At 64.1% G+C, this 1,624-nt stretch carries 1 protein-coding gene; it reads left to right on the forward strand.

Features of this window, described 5'->3' with window-relative positions; all coding sequences use genetic code 11:
• Positions 1-124 precede the first annotated feature (124 nt).
• Positions 125-1,483 carry an IS1380 family transposase gene (locus tag ACHAA3_RS16790; RefSeq protein ID WP_435710243.1) on the forward strand — a complete coding sequence of 453 codons (1,359 nt, stop codon included), beginning with the start codon at positions 125-127 and terminating at the stop codon, positions 1,481-1,483.
• The last annotated feature ends 141 nt before the right edge of the window (positions 1,484-1,624 follow it).

Consider the following 1,624-nt stretch of genomic DNA (forward strand, 5'->3'; position numbering starts at 1 on the left):
CTAGCCTCGAAGTTTCATCGTTCGGTCTGGTGACACGGGTCTGAACGCACGGAAGTGCCTGTCATATCGGGAAGAATTGTGTTTGCGAAGACATAATCCGAACCGAGTGAAAGGCACTCCGTAGATGAAGAATATCGTGGCTGGCCGCCGTGTCCATGTCGCTGCTGGCAGCGAGTCGTTGATTTCGTCGTCGGGTCTGTCGCTGCTGGCCCAGACTGCAGCAGCCAGCGGCTTGTCCGAGTCGTTGTCGACTGAGTTGATGCCATGGCGCAAGCCGACTGCGGTCCATGATCCGGGCAAGTCAGTCATGGACCTGGTGCTGTCGATCGCTGCTGGAGGCGATTGTCTGGCCGATGTGTCGTTGGTCCGTTCCCAGCCGGAGCTCTTCGGCCAAGTGGCGTCCGATCCTACGATCAGCCGCCTCATCGATGCCCTGGGCGCCGACCCGGTGGCCGCGGTCGACGCGATCCGGGCTACTCGTGCGTCAGCGCGGGCGAAGGTCTGGGGTCACCACAGCCCATTTGCTGACCACGACACGGTGGTCGTTGATCTGGACGCGTCTTTGATCGGCGCTCATTCTGAGAAGGAGCTCGCGTCGCCGAACTACAAACGTGGGTTCGGGTTTCACCCGATGATGGCGTTCGTTGACCACGGGTCCGGCGGAACCGGCGAGCCTCTGGCCGCGATGCTGCGGACCGGCAGAGCGACAGCGAACAGCGCCGACGACCAGATCGCAGTCCTGGATCAGGCGCTGGCCCAGCTGCCCGAGCGATCGCGGTCCAGGGTGCTGGTCCGGGGTGATTCTGGCGCTGGTGTCCGCGAGTTCGTCCACCACATCCAGAACCTGGGACTGCAGTACTCAGTCGGCGTCTATGGCCGCCAACCAATCCTCGACGCGCTCGCCACGATGCCGCGCCAGGCGTGGAAGAAGGCCCTGGACACCAACGGCCAACGCCGCGAAGGTGCACTCGTCGCCGAGCTGACCAGGTGGTTGCCGGACACCTTCGCCGGCTGGCCGCCCGGGATGCGAGTAATCGCCCGCAAGGAACGTCCTCACCCCGGCGCGCAGTTGCGGATCACCGACGAGAACGGGTGGCGGATCACGATGTTCGCGACCAACACCACCGGCCCGACCCTGGCCGACCTCGAGGTCCGCCACCGCTCACGCGCCCGCTGCGAAGACCGCATCCGCAACCTCAAAGACACCGGCGCGACGAACTTGCCACTACACGCGTTCGGCAAGAACCAGATCTGGCTCGAGCTGGCTCAACTCGCCTCCGAACTGATCGCTTGGACCCAGCTGTTGGCCTTTCACGACCTGCCAGCCAGGGTCTGGGAACCCAAGAGAATCCGCCTCCGCCTGCTGGCTGTCGCCGGCCGGATCATCACCACCGCCAGACGCCGCATCCTTCGCCTGCCGAAACGATGGCCTTGGACTGACCTCATCCTGACCGGCCATAGGCGACTCGCAGCGATCACCTGAACATTGTCCCTGACACTACGACCCGAGGACACGGAGCACCGGCGAGAACGCAGCGCCGGGGAAACATCACGTCCGACACCAACGCCGCCGATCACCGACTCAGCGACCTCACACCACAGCCCGACGAAAGATCGAGGCTAG

Source organism: Aeromicrobium sp. CF3.5 (genome assembly GCF_051262695.1).
Taxonomy (GTDB): domain Bacteria; phylum Actinomycetota; class Actinomycetes; order Propionibacteriales; family Nocardioidaceae; genus Aeromicrobium.